The organism is Kribbella sp. ALI-6-A, assembly GCF_001984195.1.
Taxonomy (GTDB): domain Bacteria; phylum Actinomycetota; class Actinomycetes; order Propionibacteriales; family Kribbellaceae; genus Kribbella.
In genome coordinates this window covers 207,683-224,384 of sequence record NZ_MTQN01000005.1, presented here as the reverse complement: position 1 = coordinate 224,384, position 16,702 = coordinate 207,683, and the positions used below count along the sequence as shown (strand labels likewise).

19 protein-coding genes are annotated in these 16,702 nt (G+C 68.3%); 9 read left to right on the top strand and 10 right to left on the bottom strand.

What is annotated here, in order from left to right:
* The first annotated feature begins 144 nt into the window (after positions 1-144).
* Positions 145-708, top strand: a complete 564-nt coding sequence (locus BWI15_RS02510; protein WP_202817549.1) for an MFS transporter — start codon at positions 145-147, stop codon at positions 706-708.
* A gap of 81 nt (positions 709-789) precedes the next feature.
* Here the strand turns inward: BWI15_RS02510 and BWI15_RS02505 are convergent, their stop codons facing one another.
* Positions 790-1,170, bottom strand: coding sequence for a DoxX family protein (locus BWI15_RS02505; RefSeq protein WP_077012622.1), 381 nt, complete (start codon positions 1,168-1,170; stop codon positions 790-792).
* A gap of 79 nt (positions 1,171-1,249) precedes the next feature.
* On the opposite strand from BWI15_RS02505, the gene BWI15_RS02500 reads away from it, so the two are divergent.
* Positions 1,250-2,131, top strand: a complete 882-nt coding sequence (locus BWI15_RS02500; protein ID WP_077012621.1) for a sigma-70 family RNA polymerase sigma factor — start codon at positions 1,250-1,252, stop codon at positions 2,129-2,131.
* A gap of 6 nt (positions 2,132-2,137) precedes the next feature.
* On the opposite strand, the gene BWI15_RS02495 is transcribed toward BWI15_RS02500, so the two are convergent.
* From BWI15_RS02495 to BWI15_RS02475, 5 genes are all read right to left on the bottom strand, one after another.
* Positions 2,138-3,082 carry a hypothetical protein gene (locus tag BWI15_RS02495; protein WP_077012620.1) on the bottom strand — a complete coding sequence of 315 codons (945 nt, stop codon included), beginning with the start codon at positions 3,080-3,082 and terminating at the stop codon, positions 2,138-2,140.
* On the bottom strand, positions 3,079-4,752 hold the full coding sequence (locus BWI15_RS02490; protein ID WP_077012619.1) for a hypothetical protein: 1,674 nt from the start codon (positions 4,750-4,752) through the stop codon (positions 3,079-3,081). The genes BWI15_RS02495 and BWI15_RS02490 overlap by 4 nt, the downstream gene beginning before the upstream one ends.
* 161 nt (positions 4,753-4,913) lie before the next feature.
* Entirely contained in the window at positions 4,914-5,627 is a 714-nt protein-coding gene (locus BWI15_RS02485; protein ID WP_077012618.1) for a hypothetical protein, read from the bottom strand.
* 142 nt (positions 5,628-5,769) lie between these two features.
* The gene (locus tag BWI15_RS02480; protein WP_143465373.1) at positions 5,770-6,318 is read right to left on the bottom strand and encodes a hypothetical protein; all 549 of its coding nucleotides are present in this window, start codon (positions 6,316-6,318) and stop codon (positions 5,770-5,772) included.
* A gap of 143 nt (positions 6,319-6,461) precedes the next feature.
* Positions 6,462-6,896: a hypothetical protein gene (locus BWI15_RS02475; protein WP_077012616.1), complete on the bottom strand. Its 435-nt coding sequence runs from the start codon at positions 6,894-6,896 to the stop codon at positions 6,462-6,464.
* A 297-nt stretch (positions 6,897-7,193) separates the two neighbouring features.
* Here BWI15_RS02475 and BWI15_RS02470 point away from each other — a divergent pair, with 297 nt between their 5' ends.
* The 4 genes from BWI15_RS02470 to BWI15_RS02455 all read left to right on the top strand — a co-directional run bounded on the left by BWI15_RS02470 (position 7,194) and on the right by BWI15_RS02455 (position 10,898).
* Positions 7,194-7,859, top strand: coding sequence for a fasciclin domain-containing protein (locus tag BWI15_RS02470; protein WP_077012615.1), 666 nt, complete (start codon positions 7,194-7,196; stop codon positions 7,857-7,859).
* Positions 7,860-8,061: 202 nt separating this feature from the next.
* Positions 8,062-8,808, top strand: a complete 747-nt coding sequence (locus BWI15_RS02465) for an anti-sigma factor (protein WP_077012614.1) — start codon at positions 8,062-8,064, stop codon at positions 8,806-8,808.
* A gap of 91 nt (positions 8,809-8,899) precedes the next feature.
* Complete coding sequence (locus BWI15_RS02460) at positions 8,900-9,889, top strand: ferritin-like domain-containing protein (protein WP_077012613.1); 990 nt, start codon at positions 8,900-8,902, stop codon at positions 9,887-9,889.
* A 133-nt stretch (positions 9,890-10,022) separates the two neighbouring features.
* Positions 10,023-10,898 carry a DUF4394 domain-containing protein gene (locus tag BWI15_RS02455; protein ID WP_077012612.1) on the top strand — a complete coding sequence of 292 codons (876 nt, stop codon included), beginning with the start codon at positions 10,023-10,025 and terminating at the stop codon, positions 10,896-10,898.
* Between the two features lie 21 nt (positions 10,899-10,919).
* On the opposite strand, the gene BWI15_RS02450 is transcribed toward BWI15_RS02455, so the two are convergent.
* Positions 10,920-11,123, bottom strand: a complete 204-nt coding sequence (locus tag BWI15_RS02450) for a hypothetical protein (protein ID WP_143465372.1) — start codon at positions 11,121-11,123, stop codon at positions 10,920-10,922.
* Between the two features lie 104 nt (positions 11,124-11,227).
* Between BWI15_RS02450 and BWI15_RS02445 the strand changes: the two genes are divergently transcribed.
* Positions 11,228-12,235 carry a manganese catalase family protein gene (locus tag BWI15_RS02445; protein ID WP_237771097.1) on the top strand — a complete coding sequence of 336 codons (1,008 nt, stop codon included), beginning with the start codon at positions 11,228-11,230 and terminating at the stop codon, positions 12,233-12,235.
* 236 nt (positions 12,236-12,471) lie between these two features.
* Here the strand turns inward: BWI15_RS02445 and BWI15_RS02440 are convergent, their stop codons facing one another.
* Complete coding sequence (locus tag BWI15_RS02440) at positions 12,472-13,503, bottom strand: aldo/keto reductase (RefSeq protein ID WP_077012609.1); 1,032 nt, start codon at positions 13,501-13,503, stop codon at positions 12,472-12,474.
* Positions 13,504-13,718: 215 nt separating this feature from the next.
* Between BWI15_RS02440 and BWI15_RS02435 the strand changes: the two genes are divergently transcribed.
* Positions 13,719-14,135 (top strand): nitroreductase/quinone reductase family protein, encoded by a 417-nt coding sequence (locus BWI15_RS02435; protein ID WP_077012608.1) that lies wholly within the window; start codon positions 13,719-13,721, stop codon positions 14,133-14,135.
* 160 nt (positions 14,136-14,295) lie between these two features.
* Here the strand turns inward: BWI15_RS02435 and BWI15_RS02430 are convergent, their stop codons facing one another.
* The gene (locus BWI15_RS02430) at positions 14,296-15,183 is read right to left on the bottom strand and encodes an alpha/beta hydrolase (protein WP_077012607.1); all 888 of its coding nucleotides are present in this window, start codon (positions 15,181-15,183) and stop codon (positions 14,296-14,298) included.
* A gap of 78 nt (positions 15,184-15,261) precedes the next feature.
* On the opposite strand from BWI15_RS02430, the gene BWI15_RS02425 reads away from it, so the two are divergent.
* A complete protein-coding gene (locus tag BWI15_RS02425; protein WP_077012606.1) occupies positions 15,262-15,963 on the top strand; it encodes a TetR family transcriptional regulator in 702 nt (233 codons plus the stop codon).
* A gap of 3 nt (positions 15,964-15,966) precedes the next feature.
* On the opposite strand, the gene BWI15_RS02420 is transcribed toward BWI15_RS02425, so the two are convergent.
* Positions 15,967-16,668, bottom strand: coding sequence for a hypothetical protein (locus BWI15_RS02420; protein WP_077012605.1), 702 nt, complete (start codon positions 16,666-16,668; stop codon positions 15,967-15,969).
* Positions 16,669-16,702 lie beyond the last annotated feature (34 nt).

Below are 16,702 nucleotides of genomic sequence, written 5' to 3'. Positions count from 1 at the left end.
CCCGCACTTCGAGGTCGGTGCCGGCTACCGAGAGGCTGCGTTCGCCGATGGCCGGGGCCACGACCGGCACGGTCGGCAGCGCCAGTACGTCGTACGTCGACAGCAACTTGGCCACCACGTCGCGAAGACGCGGACCCGCCGCAGGTGGGATATCGCCGGGCGCTCGCCGACCGCGCCCTGGTGCGCTTCCTCCTGATGACCGTGGTCGCCGAGTTCGTCTACGTCCAGTCCACCGTCGGCCTGCCCCTGCACGTCAGTGATGTGGGGCTGACAGCGCGCGACTTCGGCTTCCTGATGGGATTCAACGGCCTGCTGGTCCTGCTGCTGGAGCTGCCGACCACCGGCGCGGTCTCGCGGTACCGGCCGGAGCATGTACTTGCCATTGGCAACCTCCTCGTCGGCATCGGCCTCGCGCTGTCCGGTCTCGGGACCACCCTCGTCCCGTTGGCGGCGACGGTGCTCTTGTGGACCCTCGGCGAGATGATCACCAGCTCCGTCGCCTACGCCTACCTGGGAAGCCTGACCCCACCCGGCATGGTCGGTCGCTACCAGGGCCTGCACGGCGCCGCGTACACGATCGGCACGGGCGCCGGCCCGATCCTCGGCGGCGCGGCGTACACGCTCGGGCCCTGGGCTCTGTGGTCGCTCATCGCCGCGGCAGGGGTGGTCTCCGCGTACCTCGCCCTCCCACGCCGTTGGGGTCGGTGACCTGGAACAGGCGTTCGCCCCAGGGCTCCTCGCGCAGCGGCATGGTGACCCGCGCTGGGAAGCTACGCCGTCGCGTGACGCTCAGCTGAAGGACTCGGGGCCGAAGCGGCCGATCGCGACGAACACCGCGAGGGCGAAGTACGCGAGGTTCAGCACCGCGTGCGCACGTTCGTGCCGGCGAGACGTCACGATCGCGGCGCCCACCATGATCGTCGCCAGGCCGACGGCGGCCAGCGGTACGAGAACCGGCACGATGTCGAGGGCCGCCGGTACGATCAAGCCGATGGCACCCAGGATCTCGACGGTCCCGAGTGCCTTGACAAAGCCCGGGCTGAACTGGTTGACCCAGCCTCCACCGGGAGCTTTGGCCAGTTTTTCGTACGGGATGAACAGCTTGTTCGCGCCCGCGAAGGCGAAGACCGCGGCCAGCAGGCCGGCGACGATCCACAGGGCGAGGTTCATGAGTTTCTCCTTGTCGGTTACCTCGGGCCGACCGGGCCCGTCATCACCCATGACGGAACTCGTCGGTGGGAGGTAACAGATGACCGGATCGGACCGGGACGACGTCGTCGCGGCGGCGTTCATGGCGGAGCGCGAGCGGCTGGTGGCGATGGCCTACCGGATGCTCGGCTCGCGGGCGGACGCCGAGGACGCCGTCCAGGAGGCCTGGCTGCGGCTCGCCCGCCAGGACGCGGCCTCGATCGACAACCTGTCCGGCTGGCTGACCACCGTGGTCGGCCGGGTGTGCATCGACGTACTGCGCTCACGCAAGGCCCGGCCGGTCGCGTCGGCCGACGACGAGTCGGCCGAGTTCGTGGTGACCGAGGACAACGTCTCGGCACCCGAGGAGGACGCGCTGCTCGCCGATTCGGTCGGGCTGGCGCTGCTTGTCGTCCTCGACAGCCTCGGTCCCGCCGAGCGGCTCGCCCTCGTGCTGCACGACATGTTCGCGGTGCCGTTCGAGGAGATCGGCCAGATCCTCGGCAAGTCCGCCGACGCATCGAAGATGCTGGCCAGTCGTGCCCGCCGGAAGGTCCAGGGCGCGCCCCGCCCGGACGGCGAACGCCGGCAGCGGCGCGCGGTGCTGGACGCCTTTCTCGCGGCGGCCCGCGAGGGAGACTTCGAACGCCTGTTGCGCGTGCTCGACCCGCAGGTCACCTGGCGCAGCCACACCGCGCACGGCGTGGTCGTCAAGCTCGGAGCCACCGAGGTCGCGGCGAACGTCCAGCGCGGGGCCCTCGTCAAGGCAACGTGGCAGCCGGTCCTGGTCAACGGCGAGCCGGGAATCGTCGCCTGGGCCGCGAACGGAAAGCCCCTCGGCGTGCTGTCGTGCACGGTCGTCGACGGGCGGATCGTCGAGATCACGTCCCTCCGCGACCCCCGCCGGCTCGCCGCGATGGAGCTTCCTGGGCGCCCGGACTAGGGATGGCTATCCGAGCACGGTGGCGCGGGCGTTGGTGAACGACTTCACGGGGTCGCCGGGGAGGTAGCCCCACGGGTACGCCGTGATGTTGTCGCCGATCTGCTCGAAGACGGCTGCGGCGGCCGGCAGGTCGCCGCTTGCGGAGAAGGCCAGGGCGAAGGTGTTGAAGTACACCGGCCAGCCGGGTCGGCGTTCCGCGGCCGGGTGCCAAATGGACAGGCCCGCGGCTGTTCGCAGATCCTGCCGGACGTCCGGCCGGCTGATGTAGTGCGTCGCCGCTTCTCCGCTACGGTCGGTCATCGCCTCCAGGTGCGCCAGAGCGACTAGGGTGTGCAGCATGCTGCCGTCTCCGCCGCGGGCGGCGGCGTCCCGGGCGAAGTGGTGCATCCACTCTTCGCTGCCGGCCCACTTCGCGCACAGGGTCTGCATCCACTCCTCGTGGGCCCTCAGATGGGTCCGGTGCCGCTCGATCGCCTGGCGGAAGCGGAACTCACCGTCCGCCAGCGGAAGTTCCAGTCCCCGGGCCGTCCGGATCAGGAAGGCCCAGGCGGCGACTTCGTCCGGGTCGCACGAGATCACGTCGTACAGGCAGGACTCGGCGATCCGGAGCCGCTCGAAGAAGACCCTGAACTGGTCGGCCTGGGTGTAGGTCGCGCGGAGTCCGCCCCTGGCCTGCCAGGCCCACGCGACCGCATGACAGCCGCGGACGAGCTGAGCCAGCGGATCGTCGGCCGCGACGGGTCCGATCCAGTTCTGTACGCCGAACACGGAGCCGCAGGTTTCGAGCAGGAAGGCTCGGTCGTCCGGATGGTCGGTTCGCGCGAGGATGCCGCGCGCGGTCGGCCAGTCGCGGTCGGTCAGAGCATCACAGAACAGCCGGGCGGCCGGGTCGCCCATACACGGGTCGATCTCCGGGAGCGGCTGCTCGGCCGGTCGGCGCCGGAGTCTCATGTATCCGTACCTCCGTTGCGACGCTGCCTGAAGTAGCTGATGACGCCGATGGCCAGGCTCATGACCACGAACTTCGGCGCCTGCTCGGCGATCTCGTCGGTCGCGACGGTCAGCACCACACCGACAAGACAAACGACCAGGAACGGCACCCACACCACCGGGCGGTTGGTCCAGTACCGCAGCTTGTCGATCGTCCGGACCGAGCTCCGCGGGATCACGTCCGGCGTGCGTTCGGGCAGGGGGATCCGCAGCGACGGGGGCACCGCCGAGTCGACCAGTGCCACCGCCTGCTGTCCCTGGCGCCACATCGTCGGCTCGACGGTCACCTGGTAGCCGTCGTGGCGGATCAACTGCCGGCCGCCGTCCGGGTAGGCGATCACGCCGGCCAGTTCGTCGTACTGCGCGGAGGTCCGGGCATCCGCCGTCTGCCAGTGGATTCCGGATTGGCCGATGGTCAGTTCGCCCTTGGTCACGGGGCTGCCGACCGGCCGGAACCGGCGGCCGCTCGGCTGACTGCCCGGAGTTGGTGGACCGCCCAGCCACGTCAGCTGCGGATCACCGGCGCCTGCCGGGTCCACCGAGACCAGCAGGTCCCGCCACAGATCCAGCGCGGCCCGCCGGACGTCCCCGACAGTGACTGCCTCCGTTTCGGCGACCAGCTCGTCCGGACTTGTCGTGGCCGGCCGTCCGAGCAGCACCTCGCGCGCGGCGAGGAACGGCAACCAGTGGTCGATCGGCCGGGAGGTGATCTGGCGGATCTGCTGGTTGAGGTCGTCGCGCAGTTCGGCCGGGTCAGGCCCGCTGTCGCGGAGCCGGCGCAGGACCGCCGTGCTCTGGGCCACCACGGTCGGTACCGCCTCGGAGATGACGTCCATCCCCGCGGTCAGCATGGCGTGATCGGCATCGACCAGTTCGTACGACGACCAGGCGCTGTAGCCGACGCCTGCTCCGTGCCGCAGTCCTCGCTGCAGGTCTCGTTCCAGCGCTCGCAACATCGCTGTCGCGGCGGTCGACCGGCCGATCGTCCCGGAGAGCGCGATGGCGTCCGGGCGGCCGACGAAGCCGGCGGGGATCGGCTGGTCACACGGGCGAGCGGGAGTCGGAAGACGCCGTGGTCCCGGCCGCAGTGGCAACTGGAGTCCGGCCGGTGGCGGTCCCGAGAGCGCGAGCGCTGCGTTGCCCCGGGCGTAGGCCCATCCGGCGAGCTCACGAAGCCCGTCGGCCTCGGCCGTGTACAGCCCCAACTCGTCGTACCCGGCGAGGCCCGCCCCGCGGGCGCCGTACCGCCAGAGCAGGTGGTTGCCGGTCGCACTACTTCCTCGGGTCGCGCTCTCGGCGCGCAGTACGCGCCGCTCGTGTTCCAGGTCGGAGAAGTCCGGTGTGGCCAGCCACCGGCAGACGTCGCGCAGAAACGCCACCACGTCGTCCGGCTCGCCCTCGACGTCGAAACTCGAGTGAAGCAGGCTGACGTGCCCGTTGACAGGCGCCCGAATCGAGTCCCGGCCATGCAGCGCCAGGTGCTCGAGCAGATGCAGCCATCCACGCGTCGGCAGTGACTCGTCCGCCATTCCCGCCCGGAACCACAGACTGGCCCGAAGCACCCCGTCACCCGGCGCCCAGAAGACCGGTACGCCGTCCACCTCCGTTGATCGCAGCACGGTGCTGCCCACGCCCTGCCCCCCAGCTCTCGATCAAGACCGGCTTATTTTGCCGGACATCGGGACCTCGAACCGCCGGAGTCGCGAATTTTGCAGCTTTTGACATTCGCCACCAGGGGGCTGAAGCACACTCGGCATCGCACCACTGGTGCCGAGTGCGGCTTCGTTTCGGATCACACGGCGCCGGCGAGATGGTCGCGCTGCTGCCTTGCGATGGCGGCGGCCAGTTCGGTGTCGGGCCGGAGACCTTTACCGGTCGTGTTGGACTCGGTGACGTCCACTTTGACAAGAATGTTGCCGACGGCAAAGTTCACGTTCGCGGTGGCGGTGTAACGGGTCGACGACTGCTTGAGTCCGGCGTCGGTCCAGGTGCGGCCGAGACCGCGGACGGTGAAGCTGTCTCCGTGTTCATACTGGTCCCAGAAGTTTTTCTGCAGTCGCACCGCGCCTTCGTGGGTGCGGAACTGGTAGAGGTAGATCACCAGCCGCCGGTCGTCGGCGGCCATCCGGATGCTGACGTGACCGCGCACGAAGCCGGTTGTGTTGAACAGGCGGCGGTCTTCGTCCGGCGTACCGGACAGCAACTTGGCGAACCGCTCGGTGTCGAAGGGGCCGGTGCGTTCGCGGTCCCATGCGCGGGTGGAGGTCCGGGTGAAGGTTCTCGACGGTACGACGAGGTCGGCGAGAGTTACCTGCTGTGGCGTCGGTGTCGGCGTCTTGCGGGCCTTCGGTGTGACGGACGGTGTGGTGGTCGGGGGAGGCGGCGCGTGCCGGGTCGGTTGTGGGGTAGAGGCCGCCACCGATGGCAAGGGAGCGCTGGTATCGACGGAGCTACCGCAGCCGACCAGCAGCGGTACGACGAGCAGGGCGGATCCGGCGCGCTTCATCTGGCATCCACTGGGGTTCGCTTCTCCTTGGCGTTGAGCAACCGGAGGAGTAAACCACGGCCGTGACGGCGTACGTGAGATCGATTTCTGCAGAGCAACGTTAAGTCCGCGGGGCGGGCGGGCGGTTCGTTCGGTGACTCCTTCAGCCCAGCCTGAAGGTGTTGGGGAGGACCTGTCGGTACCGCTTGCCCTTCTGGCGATACTCGACTGCGACGCCGTTGCTCTCCAAGGGGCGTCGGTCGGTGGTGACCCGGAGGTGGAGGTAGATGACGTCGTCCATCTCCTGCCCTGGTCCCAGGACGGTGTCCTGCACGGGGCGTGAAGGGACGAGGCCTGGGTTGGCTGACGTTCCGCTTGAGCTGCCCCATGTCAGTGGAAGTCCGGCGTGGAAGTCGGCCGGGCGGTAGACGCGGGCGTCGACGCTCTCGAGCCCGGGAGAGTTGTGCGCCGGCGTTACTGATTCCAGAGTCAGCGGTGCGTCGGACAGGTTCGCGATGGAGGGGCAGAGGTACCAGACGTCCTCGCCCTTGCGGACGGCGGTCATGCCGATCGTGGCGCTGGCACCATCTTCGCCGAAAGCTTTGCCGTTGCGGACTTCGTCCGAACCGGTGCGGTCCCACACGATCCAGCCGGTTGCTCCCGCCGCGATCACGGCGAGGGCGACTGCCACTGACAGTGTCTTGGTCTTCAAGGTCGCCCTTCGAGTGCGGTCTGGTCCAACTGTAGAAGACCTTCCACGATGAGCGGATGATTGCCTAGATCACCTACTGCTCCGCCGGGATCACCGGTCCGCCACCGCGGTGCGTCGCCTGGATCCCGAGCGGGGGAAGTTCGTTACCTGGCAGCGGAGACCAGGTCGTGGAGACCTGCGTTCAGGAGGCGGGCTACCTCGGGTGTCGGCAGTCCGAGGACAGCGGCGGTCTCGGAGTAGTCGAGGGCGCCGAAGCGGACGAGCCCCAGGGCGACGCGCTGCTGCGCCTCCTCGGTTCTGGCGATCGGCTCATGGCTCGGACCGGCGGTCACGGCCAGCCGGTAGGTTCGCCGGGAGAGTTCGCGGCGTTTTTCCAGATCTGGCCGTAGCGGCAGGGAGCAAGCGGCGGAGAGTACGTCGACGACGACGGCCTCCGCGCGTCCGGGATCTCCCGTGACCGCGATCGCGAGGGAGAACAGAGCTGCGGAGTGCTCGTCGCAGAGATGCTCGGCAGCCACGGACTCCGTGGTCTGGTCAGGGGCGTTCACCGCTGTGGCGCGCCTGTGTGGTTTCTGCATGGAGCCGGCTCCTTCAGATCAGCGGCAGGTGACGGCCGCCGGGGTCTGAGGCAGCTTGATCGTTTCCGATCGCGCATGGCTACAGCTTCGACAGTACAGGTGAGCTCTTCGAACGACGAACGAGGCCGTGGACGGGGCAAGCTCGCAACTTTGCGCGGGTTCGACCTATCCGACGTGCCGACGGTGACGAAGTACCGGTATCAGCCGCTCGCAGCCCTGCGGACGGCCGGAGACACAGCAACCTCCGACCCCTGCTCGCCGGCCTGACCGACGAACTTTCGAGAAAGAGATCACCTCATGTCGAACACCCTGAAGCGCGTCACGCTCGCCGCCTCTGCCGTTTCGTTGCTCTTCGCCACGGCTGCCTGTGGTGGCAGCAGCGACGACGCCGGGACTCCTGCGGCTGGTACGACGACGTCGACCACGGCGCCGGCCGAGACCCCGAGCACCACTCCCTCGATGGACAACGCTGCCGGCCTGGTCGGCCCGGGTTGTGCCGACTACGCCAAGGCCAACCCCTCCGGTGCCGGTTCGGTCGACGGCATGGCCGCCGAGCCGGTCGCCACCGCCGCGTCGGGTAACCCGCTGCTGAAGACGCTGGTGGCGTCGGTGTCGGGCAAGCTGAACCCGAAGGTCGACCTGGTCTCGACCCTGAACGGTGGTGAGTTCACGGTGTTCGCGCCGGTCGACTCGGCGTTCGCCAAGATTCCGGCCGCGACGATCAACACGCTGAAGACCGACAGTGCGCTGCTGACCAAGATCCTGACCTACCACGTTGTCGCGGGCCAGCTCGACCCGGCCGCGGTGGTCGGCAAGCAGACCACCGTGCAGAAGGGCTCGGTCACCGTCACCGGCTCGGGCGACAACCTGATGGTCAACAACGCCAAGGTCATCTGCGGTGGCGTCAAGACCGCCAACGCGACCGTCTACCTGATCGACACCGTACTGATGCCCCAGGCCTGACGATCACGCCGGCCACTCAAGCGGGTCGGCGCCGCCGGATGACGTCCTCCACCTGCCCGGCGGTGCCGGCTCTGCCATTCAGTGGCGCCTGTCGACCGGACAGGCGCCACAGTTCTGCGCCGATCCAGACGAGCGGGACAGTCATGAACGCCGTCGTGCTACAGCGCGATTGTCTTGGCACAGCAGGGAAAAGACGGATCCAATGACCAGCAATCCGGATGTCCACACGCTCACCGGTCCCTACGTCCTGGACGCGCTGCCCGACGAGGAGCGCCGCGAGTTCGAGAACCACTTGGCGTACTGCGCCGCGTGCACCACCGAGGTCGCCGAACTGCGGGAGGCCGCGGTCAAACTGAGTACGCAGGTGGTCACGCTACCGCCTGCTCGCTTGCGGGCGAGCGTCTTGGCGTCGATCAGCCAGCTGCGACAACTGCCGCCTCTGCTCGACGACTCCGCGGGTTCAGACGGGGTCGTCGCTCCCCGTGGGGGATTCGGGCGCCGCTCGGTGCTGGCCTTGGCCGCCGCGGCGCTCGCCGTGGCCGCCAGCGGTGGCATCGCGATCGACCAGTACCGCGAACGGACCGAAACGGCCCGCAACAGCGACCAGGTGGCCGCCGTACTCGCGGAGCCGGACGTACGAACCGCCCATGGCGCCGTGTCCGGAGGAGGCCAGGCCACGGTGGTGGCCTCGACCCGCAAGGATGCGGCCGTCGTCGTCCTGCGGGGGCTCCAGTCGCTGCCGTCCGGCCGTACTTATCAGCTGTGGCTGATGGACAGGACCCAGACGGCGTACTCCGTCGGCCTGGCCGGCAACCAAGCGACCGGTCAACTGACGAAGGTGATCTCCAGTGGGGTCGCCGGGAAAGTCGCCTTCGGAGTCACGGTGGAACCGGAAGGTGGATCGGCCGAGCCGACTCTGCCGGCAGCTGCGCGGATCTCGATGGCCTGACCGATCCGGGACCGGGCCGGCTCCGAAGTGCTTCGCAGAACAGCCCCGCTGTGGCCAGCCGGCCGGGCGGACCTCGAACACGGAGAAGGTCATGTTCGACAAATTCTTCATTCGCACCGCGATCGATCGCAGCGCCGAGAACGGCGTCGACCGACGGAAGTTCCTCCGCGCCGCCGGAGTCTCCACCGTCGGCGCCGGTCTCGCCGGTGGCGGCCTCCTGGCGAGCGGAGTCCTCAACCCCGCCGCCGCCTCGACCACCGGCGGCGGGCTCGACCTGGACCTCGGTCTGGGCGACAAGCACCACGGCAGTCAGCCCAGCGACGGCGCCGTACTGAACTTCGCGCTCAACCTGGAGTACCTGGAGGCCGAGTTCTACCTGCGTGCGGTGCGCGGCTACGGCCTGTCCGCCGCTGACGTCTACGGCAAGGGCAAGCCGGGTGCGGTGCGGGGTGGCCGCAAGGTGCGGTTCCAGTCGAAGGTCGTCAAGGCCTACGCCGACGAGATCGCGGCGGACGAACTCGCGCACGTCCGGTTCCTGCGCAAGGCGCTCGGTGCGGCCGCGGTGGCCCGTCCGGCGATCGACATCGACGCGGCGTTCACCTCGGCCGCGCTGGCCGCGGGGCTGATCAAGCCGGGCCAGAAGTTCGACGCGTACGCGAACGAGAACAACTTCCTGCTCGCGGCGTACGTGTTCGAGGACGTCGGCGTCACGGCGTACAAGGGCGCGGCGCCGTTGATCAGCAACAAGACCTACCTGGAGGCCGCGGCGGGCATTCTCGCCGTCGAGGCCTACCACGCCGCGAACATCCGGACCACGCTCGTGGCGCGCGGTCTGGACGTGCCGTCGGTCGCGATCTCCAACGCCCGCGACAGTCTGGACGGCAGGACCGATCTCGACCAGGGCGTCACCTACCGGGGCAAGACGAACATCGTGCCGACCGACGCCAACGGCATCGCTTTCAGCCGGGGCGCCGACCAGGTCCTCAACGTGGTCTACCTGACCCCGAAGAAGGCCACCAAGGGCGGGTTCTTCCCGGCCGGCGTGAACGGCTCGATCAACACCAGCCGCGCCAACGCCTGACGCTTTCGCCGGCAGCTGAGCACCAGCCAGGTGCTCAGCTGCGCCCGTCTTGACCACCACGCAGTGGGATTTTCAGCGGACCGGACGGTTCGCCGTACACACCGATATCCGTCGTCGAGCAAGGAGCCACATCATGAGGAAGTTGTCCGCCGTTCTTGTTGCCCTCGGGCTAGCCGCGACCACAGGAGTGGTCGCTGTTCCGCAGGCCTCCGCCACCACCTCGTCCTCGCGGGCCTCGCTGTACGTGTTGGAGAGCAACGGTTCGCTCAGCCTCCGGGACGCGAAGCTGCCGCTGCTGACCGAACATCGTGTCAAGGTCCGCGGCCTGCGGGCGGGGGATCGCCTGGTGGGGATCGACACCCGGCCCGCGACGAAGGAGCTGTACGCGATTGGCAAGTCCGGCCAGCTGTACAAGCTGAACGGCCGAACCGGTCAGGCCACCGCAGTCGGCGCTCCGGCGGCCGGGATTGTCGGTACGGCGGTCGGCTTCGACTTCAACCCGACCGTCGACCGGATCCGGCTGGTGACCGAAGCCGGCCGTAACCTGCGGCTCCACCCTGACACCGGAGCCGTCGCGGCGGTGGACACTGCACTGGCGTACGCGACGACGACCTCGAAGCCGCGGGTCGCGGCCTCGGCGTACACCGACAGTTTCGCTGGTGCGACGAGCACCGGGCTCTACGGCCTCGACGCGGGCAAGGACTCGCTGGTCACTCAGGGCTCACTGCCGGGCCGTACGCCGGCGGTCTCGCCCAACACCGGCCAGTTGTTCACCGTCGGCCGGCTCGGCGTCGACGTGAGCGCGGTCAACGGGTTCGACATCGAGGGCCGCGCCCGCACCGCGGGAACGTACGACGCCCGCGACTACACCGCGATCGCCGCGATCCGGACCAACGGGCTGCTGTCCGGGTCCAGGATCGTCAAGGTCGATCTGCGAACCGGCCGGACGACGCCGCTCCCGGCGCTGGGTCTCGGTGAGGTGGTCGGGCTGACCTTCGCGGCGCGATGACGAGGATCCGTGCGCTCGCCGCTAGCGCTTCGAGCTGGGAAGCCGCAGGACGAGGCGCTCCAGCAGGCCGTAGCCGGCCAGGCCGAAGCCTCCGAGGGCGAGCAGGAACGCACCCACGGCGAAGTCGATGTTCACCGGCCGCAGCACGAGGCCGATGACGGCGAAGATCACGCCGATCACGGTGGACCAGGCGATGACGCGGTTGCCCATGGGCGTGTAGCTCATGGCGGCGATGCTATCGGTCGACGCGGTCAATTGCTGTGAGCAAGAGGCGAGCTGTGTTTCGCCCTCGGACATGGGTACCGGGACGCGTTCTGTCCGTGGTGGTAGTGACCGTCGACGAAGGAGTTGGCATGTTCCGGCATACCAAGCGATTGCAGTTCGAGGCCAAGCCTGAGCGTCCTGATCCGGTGTACGCGCGCAAGCTGCAGGAGCTGGTGGGGGGTGCGTACGGCGAGATGAGTGTGACGATGCAGTACTTGTTCCAGGGGTGGAACTGCCGGATGGAGGGCAAGTACAAGGATTTGTTGATGGACACGGCGACCGAGGAGATCGGTCATGTGGAGATGCTCGCCACGATGGTTGCGCGGTTGCTGGAGGGGGCGCCGGCCACGATGACGGCGGAGGCGGTGGAGGATCCGGTGATGGCGGCTGTGCTGGGTGGGATGGATCCGTTGCAGGCGATCATGGCTGGTGGTGGGGCGCTGCCGGCCAATTGTCAGGGTGTTCCGTGGAACGGTGGCTACATTGTTGCCAGCGGCAATTTGTTGGCGGATTTCCGGGCGAATGCGGCTGCGGAGGCGCAGGGCCGGTTGCAGACCGCTCGCTTGTACAACATGACCGATGATCCTGGTGTGAAGGCGATGTTGCAGTTCAATCTCGCGCGGGACACTGTTCATCAGAAGCAGTGGCTGAAGGCGATCGAGGAGCTGGAGGCGGACGGTTTGGAGACTGCGATCGTGCCGAACGCGTTCTTCGACGAGGAGGACCAGGTGCACAATCGCACCATTTGGGGTCTGTCGGACGGTACCGATGGTCCGAGTGGTGGCTGGTCCGAGGGTGACGATCCGTTGGAGTATCTGCTTGATCCTGAGCCGCTCGGTGGTCCTGGCACTGCGCCGCCGCCCGACCCTGCGTTGTTCGGCACTTATTCGACTGTGCAGGACGTGAAGGGCACGGTGAAGGCGACGGCGCAGGCGGTCAAGAAGAACGTGTCGGCGAGTGTCACGAAGAAGGCGACGGCCAAGAAGTCGCCGGCGAAGAAGTCGACCGGCAAGAACACGACGGCGAAGAAGGCCGGTGCCAAGAAGGCTTCGAAGAGCGCGCGCAAGCGCTGAGGGACGCTTCAGGCCGGGCCACCTGTCGGTGGCCCGGCTGCCCCTGCCATCGGCAGGGTGACGACGAACGCCACCGCGAGCGCGACGGCGAGCGATCCCCAGAGTTCAAAGCCATCTACGGGATGACTCCCCGGGAACGGCGTGCCGCCAACCGCGCGCCCTCGGGGACTCCCTGAGCCTCAGCGTCGTCCTCGCCGCGAACTCCGTCTGCCGGTTCGTGCCGGGCCGGAGGTCGTTCAGGCGGCCGAGCGCTCGGTGACCGGCCGGCGGCGCAGGCTCACGTCTGATACGGCCGGCGGTGTGTAGGCGACGTCGTAGGGGACGACGTCGGTACCGGGGGGTGCGATCTCGTCGATCCGGTTCAGGATGTCGTCGTCCAGGCTGACGCCGGCGCCGGCCAGCAGGTCGTCGAGTTGCTGGGTGGTGCGGGGCCCGATGATGGCCGAGGTGACGCCTGGATGGGCGATCGCGAAGGCCAGCGCGAGGTGGGTCATCGCGAGCCCGGCCTGCTCGGCGAGCGGGACGAGTTGTTCGACGACGTCGAGCTTGCGCTCGTCGGCGAAGTGCTGCTGCCCGTGCAGCTGGGATCGGTGGGTGCCGATCTCCTGGCCCTTGCGGTATCGGCCGGTGAGCAGCCCCTGGGCCAGTGGGCTCCAGACCAGCGTGCCCATCCCGTACCGCCGGCAGACCGGCAGGACCTCGCGTTCGATGCTGCGGTTGACGATCGAGTACGTCGGCTGCTCGGTGCGGAAGCGCTCGTAGCCGCGCCTTTCGGCGGCCCACTGCGCTTCGACGATCTCCGAGGCCGGGAAGGTCGACGACCCGACCGCCCGGACCTTGCCGCTGTGGATCAGGTCCGACAGCGCCGACAGTGTCTCCTCGATGTCGGTGGCCGGGTCGGGGCGGTGGACCTGATAAAGGTCGAGGTGATCGGTCCGCAGACGGCGCAGCGAGTTCTCGACCGCGGTGACGATCCAGCGCCGTGAACTGCCGCGGTGATTCGGATCGCCGCTCATCGGCAGGAACGCCTTGCTGGCGAGTACGACGTCGTCGCGGCGCCCCTCGAGCGCCTTGCCGACGATGACCTCGGACTCTCCGCGGGAGTACGCGTCGGCGGTGTCGACGAAGTTGATCCCCGCGTCCAGCGCCCGGTGGATGATCCGGACGGAGTCGTCGTGATCGGTGTTGCCCATGGCCCCGAACATCATCGTCCCCAGGCAATAGGGGCTGACCTGGATCCCGGTGCGTCCGAGCGTTCGGTATCTCATACGACAAGGCAACCAACCGGGCACTCCGGGCGGAAAGAACGATCCTCCTCGGTTCTTGCCTGATCCTGCTGGTCCAGGGGCCCGCGTGCCATGGATCAGCTCGGCCGGAAGGATCGGGCAAGGATTCGCGACGATCGTGCTGGTCCACCGGTCGTGGGGTTGTTCTGCTGGACAGAGGCGAAAACGCGCCTCACCCAGAGCAGAAAGAAGTGACCATGTTTGTGGACGACGCCGTCGCTCGCGCCCTTGCCCTCGGACCGGAGTCGACCGCTGCAGAGCACACCATCGACATCACGACGATCGGCGCGCGAACCGGACTCGAGCGCCGGATCGAGGTCTGGTTCCACCGGGTCGACGGTCGTTGGTACCTGAGCGGGGTGCCGGGTCGGCGCGGCTGGCACGCGAACCTGCGCGCCAATCCGCGGTTCGTCGTACATCTCAAGAACGGCGTGCGCGCCGATCTGCCCGCCACCGCGGTGCCGGTCGACGATCCTGAACGGCGGCGACGGGTCTTCATCGAGATCCTCCAGTTGCAGGACCGGCCTCATACCGCTCGGCCCGTCCCGCGTCAGCACCTCGAGGACTGGCTCGCCGGCAGCCCGTTGGTCGAGATCGTGTTCGACCACCTCTGACGAATTCTCGTTCGCCCTGTTCAGCCAGGGGTGGCGGGCTACACCTGCTTCGTCGTCGAGCCCTGCAGCATTCGGTGCCGTCAAGGTCACAGAGCACTGCGTCGAAGGTCGTCACGGCGCTCTCATGTGCGGTTCGGTCCGGTACCACCGACGGCTCCCATCACACCTGTGCCGAGGTGCGGCGGCAGAAGTCGAGCTGGTCGGCGACCACGCGGTCCCGGAAACTGGGATCTGTGTAGAAGGTGAAGTGGGTGCCGGGGTAGGAGCGCACTTCGCCTTGTGGTGCGCGGTCGGCCAGGGGTCGGGTGGTTTCCAGCGGCGTCTCCCGGTCGTCGGCGGCGACACAGACCAGGAGCGGGCAGGCCAGGCGGGCTGCGGCATCCGCGGGCCGGTAGCGCATCATCTGCAGCAGTCCTCTGGGCGCGATGCTGTTGCGCCACAGGGTTTCCTGGCCGCCGGTGAGACTCTGGATGTGCTGGTCGGCTTCCGGTGTGGCGGTCACGGCGAGCTCTCCCGGCCGTCCCACCATGGGGATGTAGTACGGCGTCAGGCCGAGCTTGCCGCGCAGCGCGTCCCAGAGGATCGCGCCCAGCAGCCGTAGCGTGTCGGCGGTCTTGCGTCCCTCGACCTTCTTCGGGAATCCGTTGAAGGGGATCTGCGCCACCACGCCGGCGATCCGGGGATCGTCGGCTGCGACAGTGATGGCGTGTGCGCCGCCCAGCGAGTTGCCCCACAGCAGGACCCGGTCGGGATCGACGCGTTCGTGCCGGCGGGCGAAGGCCATGGCGGCGCGGACATCGGCGAGCTGGCCGTCGACGTCGGGAAGCTGACGCGGCTCGCCGTCGCTCTCGCCGAAGCCCCGGTAGTCGAAGACCAGGGCCGCGAAGCCCGCGGCGGCGAAGCGCTCGGCGTAGTCGAAGAGCCGATCCATCGTCCCGCTGAAGCCGTGACAGAGCACCAGGCACGGCACCGGCTCGGAACCCGCTGGCAGATAGAGGTAGCCGGCGCACCTGACGCCGGCGGCGGTGAAGGACACCCTCGCGCGCATTCGGATCACTCCTACCGCAATAGACTGACTGCCGGTAGGAACCCTAGCGAAAAAACTGACCGCAGGTAAGTGAGGCCGATGACAGCCGAGCGGATTCTCGAGGCGGCGCGCGTCCTGTTCGCCGCGCGCGGCTATCGCGCCACCTCGATGCAGGCCATCGCCGACGAAGTGGGGATCACCAAGGCCGCCCTCTACTACCACTTCGATTCCAAGGAGGACGTCCTCCGTCACCTCACCGTGCCGCTGCTGGACGAATTGGAAGCGGTGCTGGCCGAAGCTGAATCCGGCGAAGACCCCGAGGCGGTCCGGTGGCGGGCGATCGAGGGCTACGTCGACGTCCACCTGCGCCATCGCCACACGCTCACGATGCTGGTCAAGGACATGACCTTGCTGGTCCAGGCGCCGATCGCCGACCGTTTCCGGACCGCGATCGCTCTGGCCAACGACTTGGTGGCCGGCCCGGGCAGCGGGCTCGAACAGCGGGTGCGTGCATGCCAGGTGGTCGCCGGACTGGCCGATCCGGTGGTGCTGTTCCGCGACGTACCGGCCGAACGGCTGCGGCCCTTGATCCTCGACGGTGCGAGGGCGCTGCTGGGCGAATCGCCCGTACGGCGGGCGCCCGGGCGCCCGCGGGGACGGAACGGGGGCCGACGGAGCCTGCTCACCGAGGAGCAGGCTGCGCAGGCCCGTTCGCTGTACGCAGAAGGTCGCGGCGCGGAGGAGATAGCGACTCGCTTCGGAGTCTCCAGAGCAACCGTCTACCGGTATCTCAAAATCTAAAGATTATGAGATTTGATTTTGAGACACGACCGGAGGGAGCTGCGACAGCACGACCGGTGGGACGGTCGGCAGCGGGACCTGGCCTCCGCGGAGGTAGAGCGAGAAGGCGGAGTCGCGCTGGGGATGCTGGGCGTAGGTGGTGGGAATGACGCGGCCCTCGAGGTCGTCCCAGGTGGTGTCGGCGATCCGCCACATCCGGTGCGCCAGCCGACCAGTGCGGCCGGTGTGCGGTGAGTGCGGATGCGCGCGAGTAGGTGCGATCTGCTCGGCAGTGTGAAGCTCCATCGCCAACTTGTCGATCAAGGCGGAGTCGAGCTTCGCGCCGAGCAGTCGGACGTACTTGGCCTCCAGTAGCTCGTGATCGGCCAGCATGCGGTCGATGACCCGCCAGACATCACTGTGGCGGAGGTGCTGCGCCCTGCTGTCGCCGTACTGGCGGGCTTTGAGGAGTCGCAGGGCGCATTCCAGTGTCCGGACGTGACGGACGTACGCCGTGACGTGGCCGCGGCCGCCGGGGAGGCGCCGGATGTGTGGCAGCAACACGTCTCCGGCCGCGGCGAGGTGTTGAGCCGTGATCGCGTAGAACCAGTCGGTCTCATGCCGCCGGTCACTGCGATCGGCTTCCGGGGCGTGCGCCGGGGCAGCAAGCGCCTGGACGCCTGCATGGGTGCGATCCAGAGCCAGTTCGAGCATCGACTTCGTCATCCCGGCCACCTCCTGTGGGGCCTTCCGTAGAGTG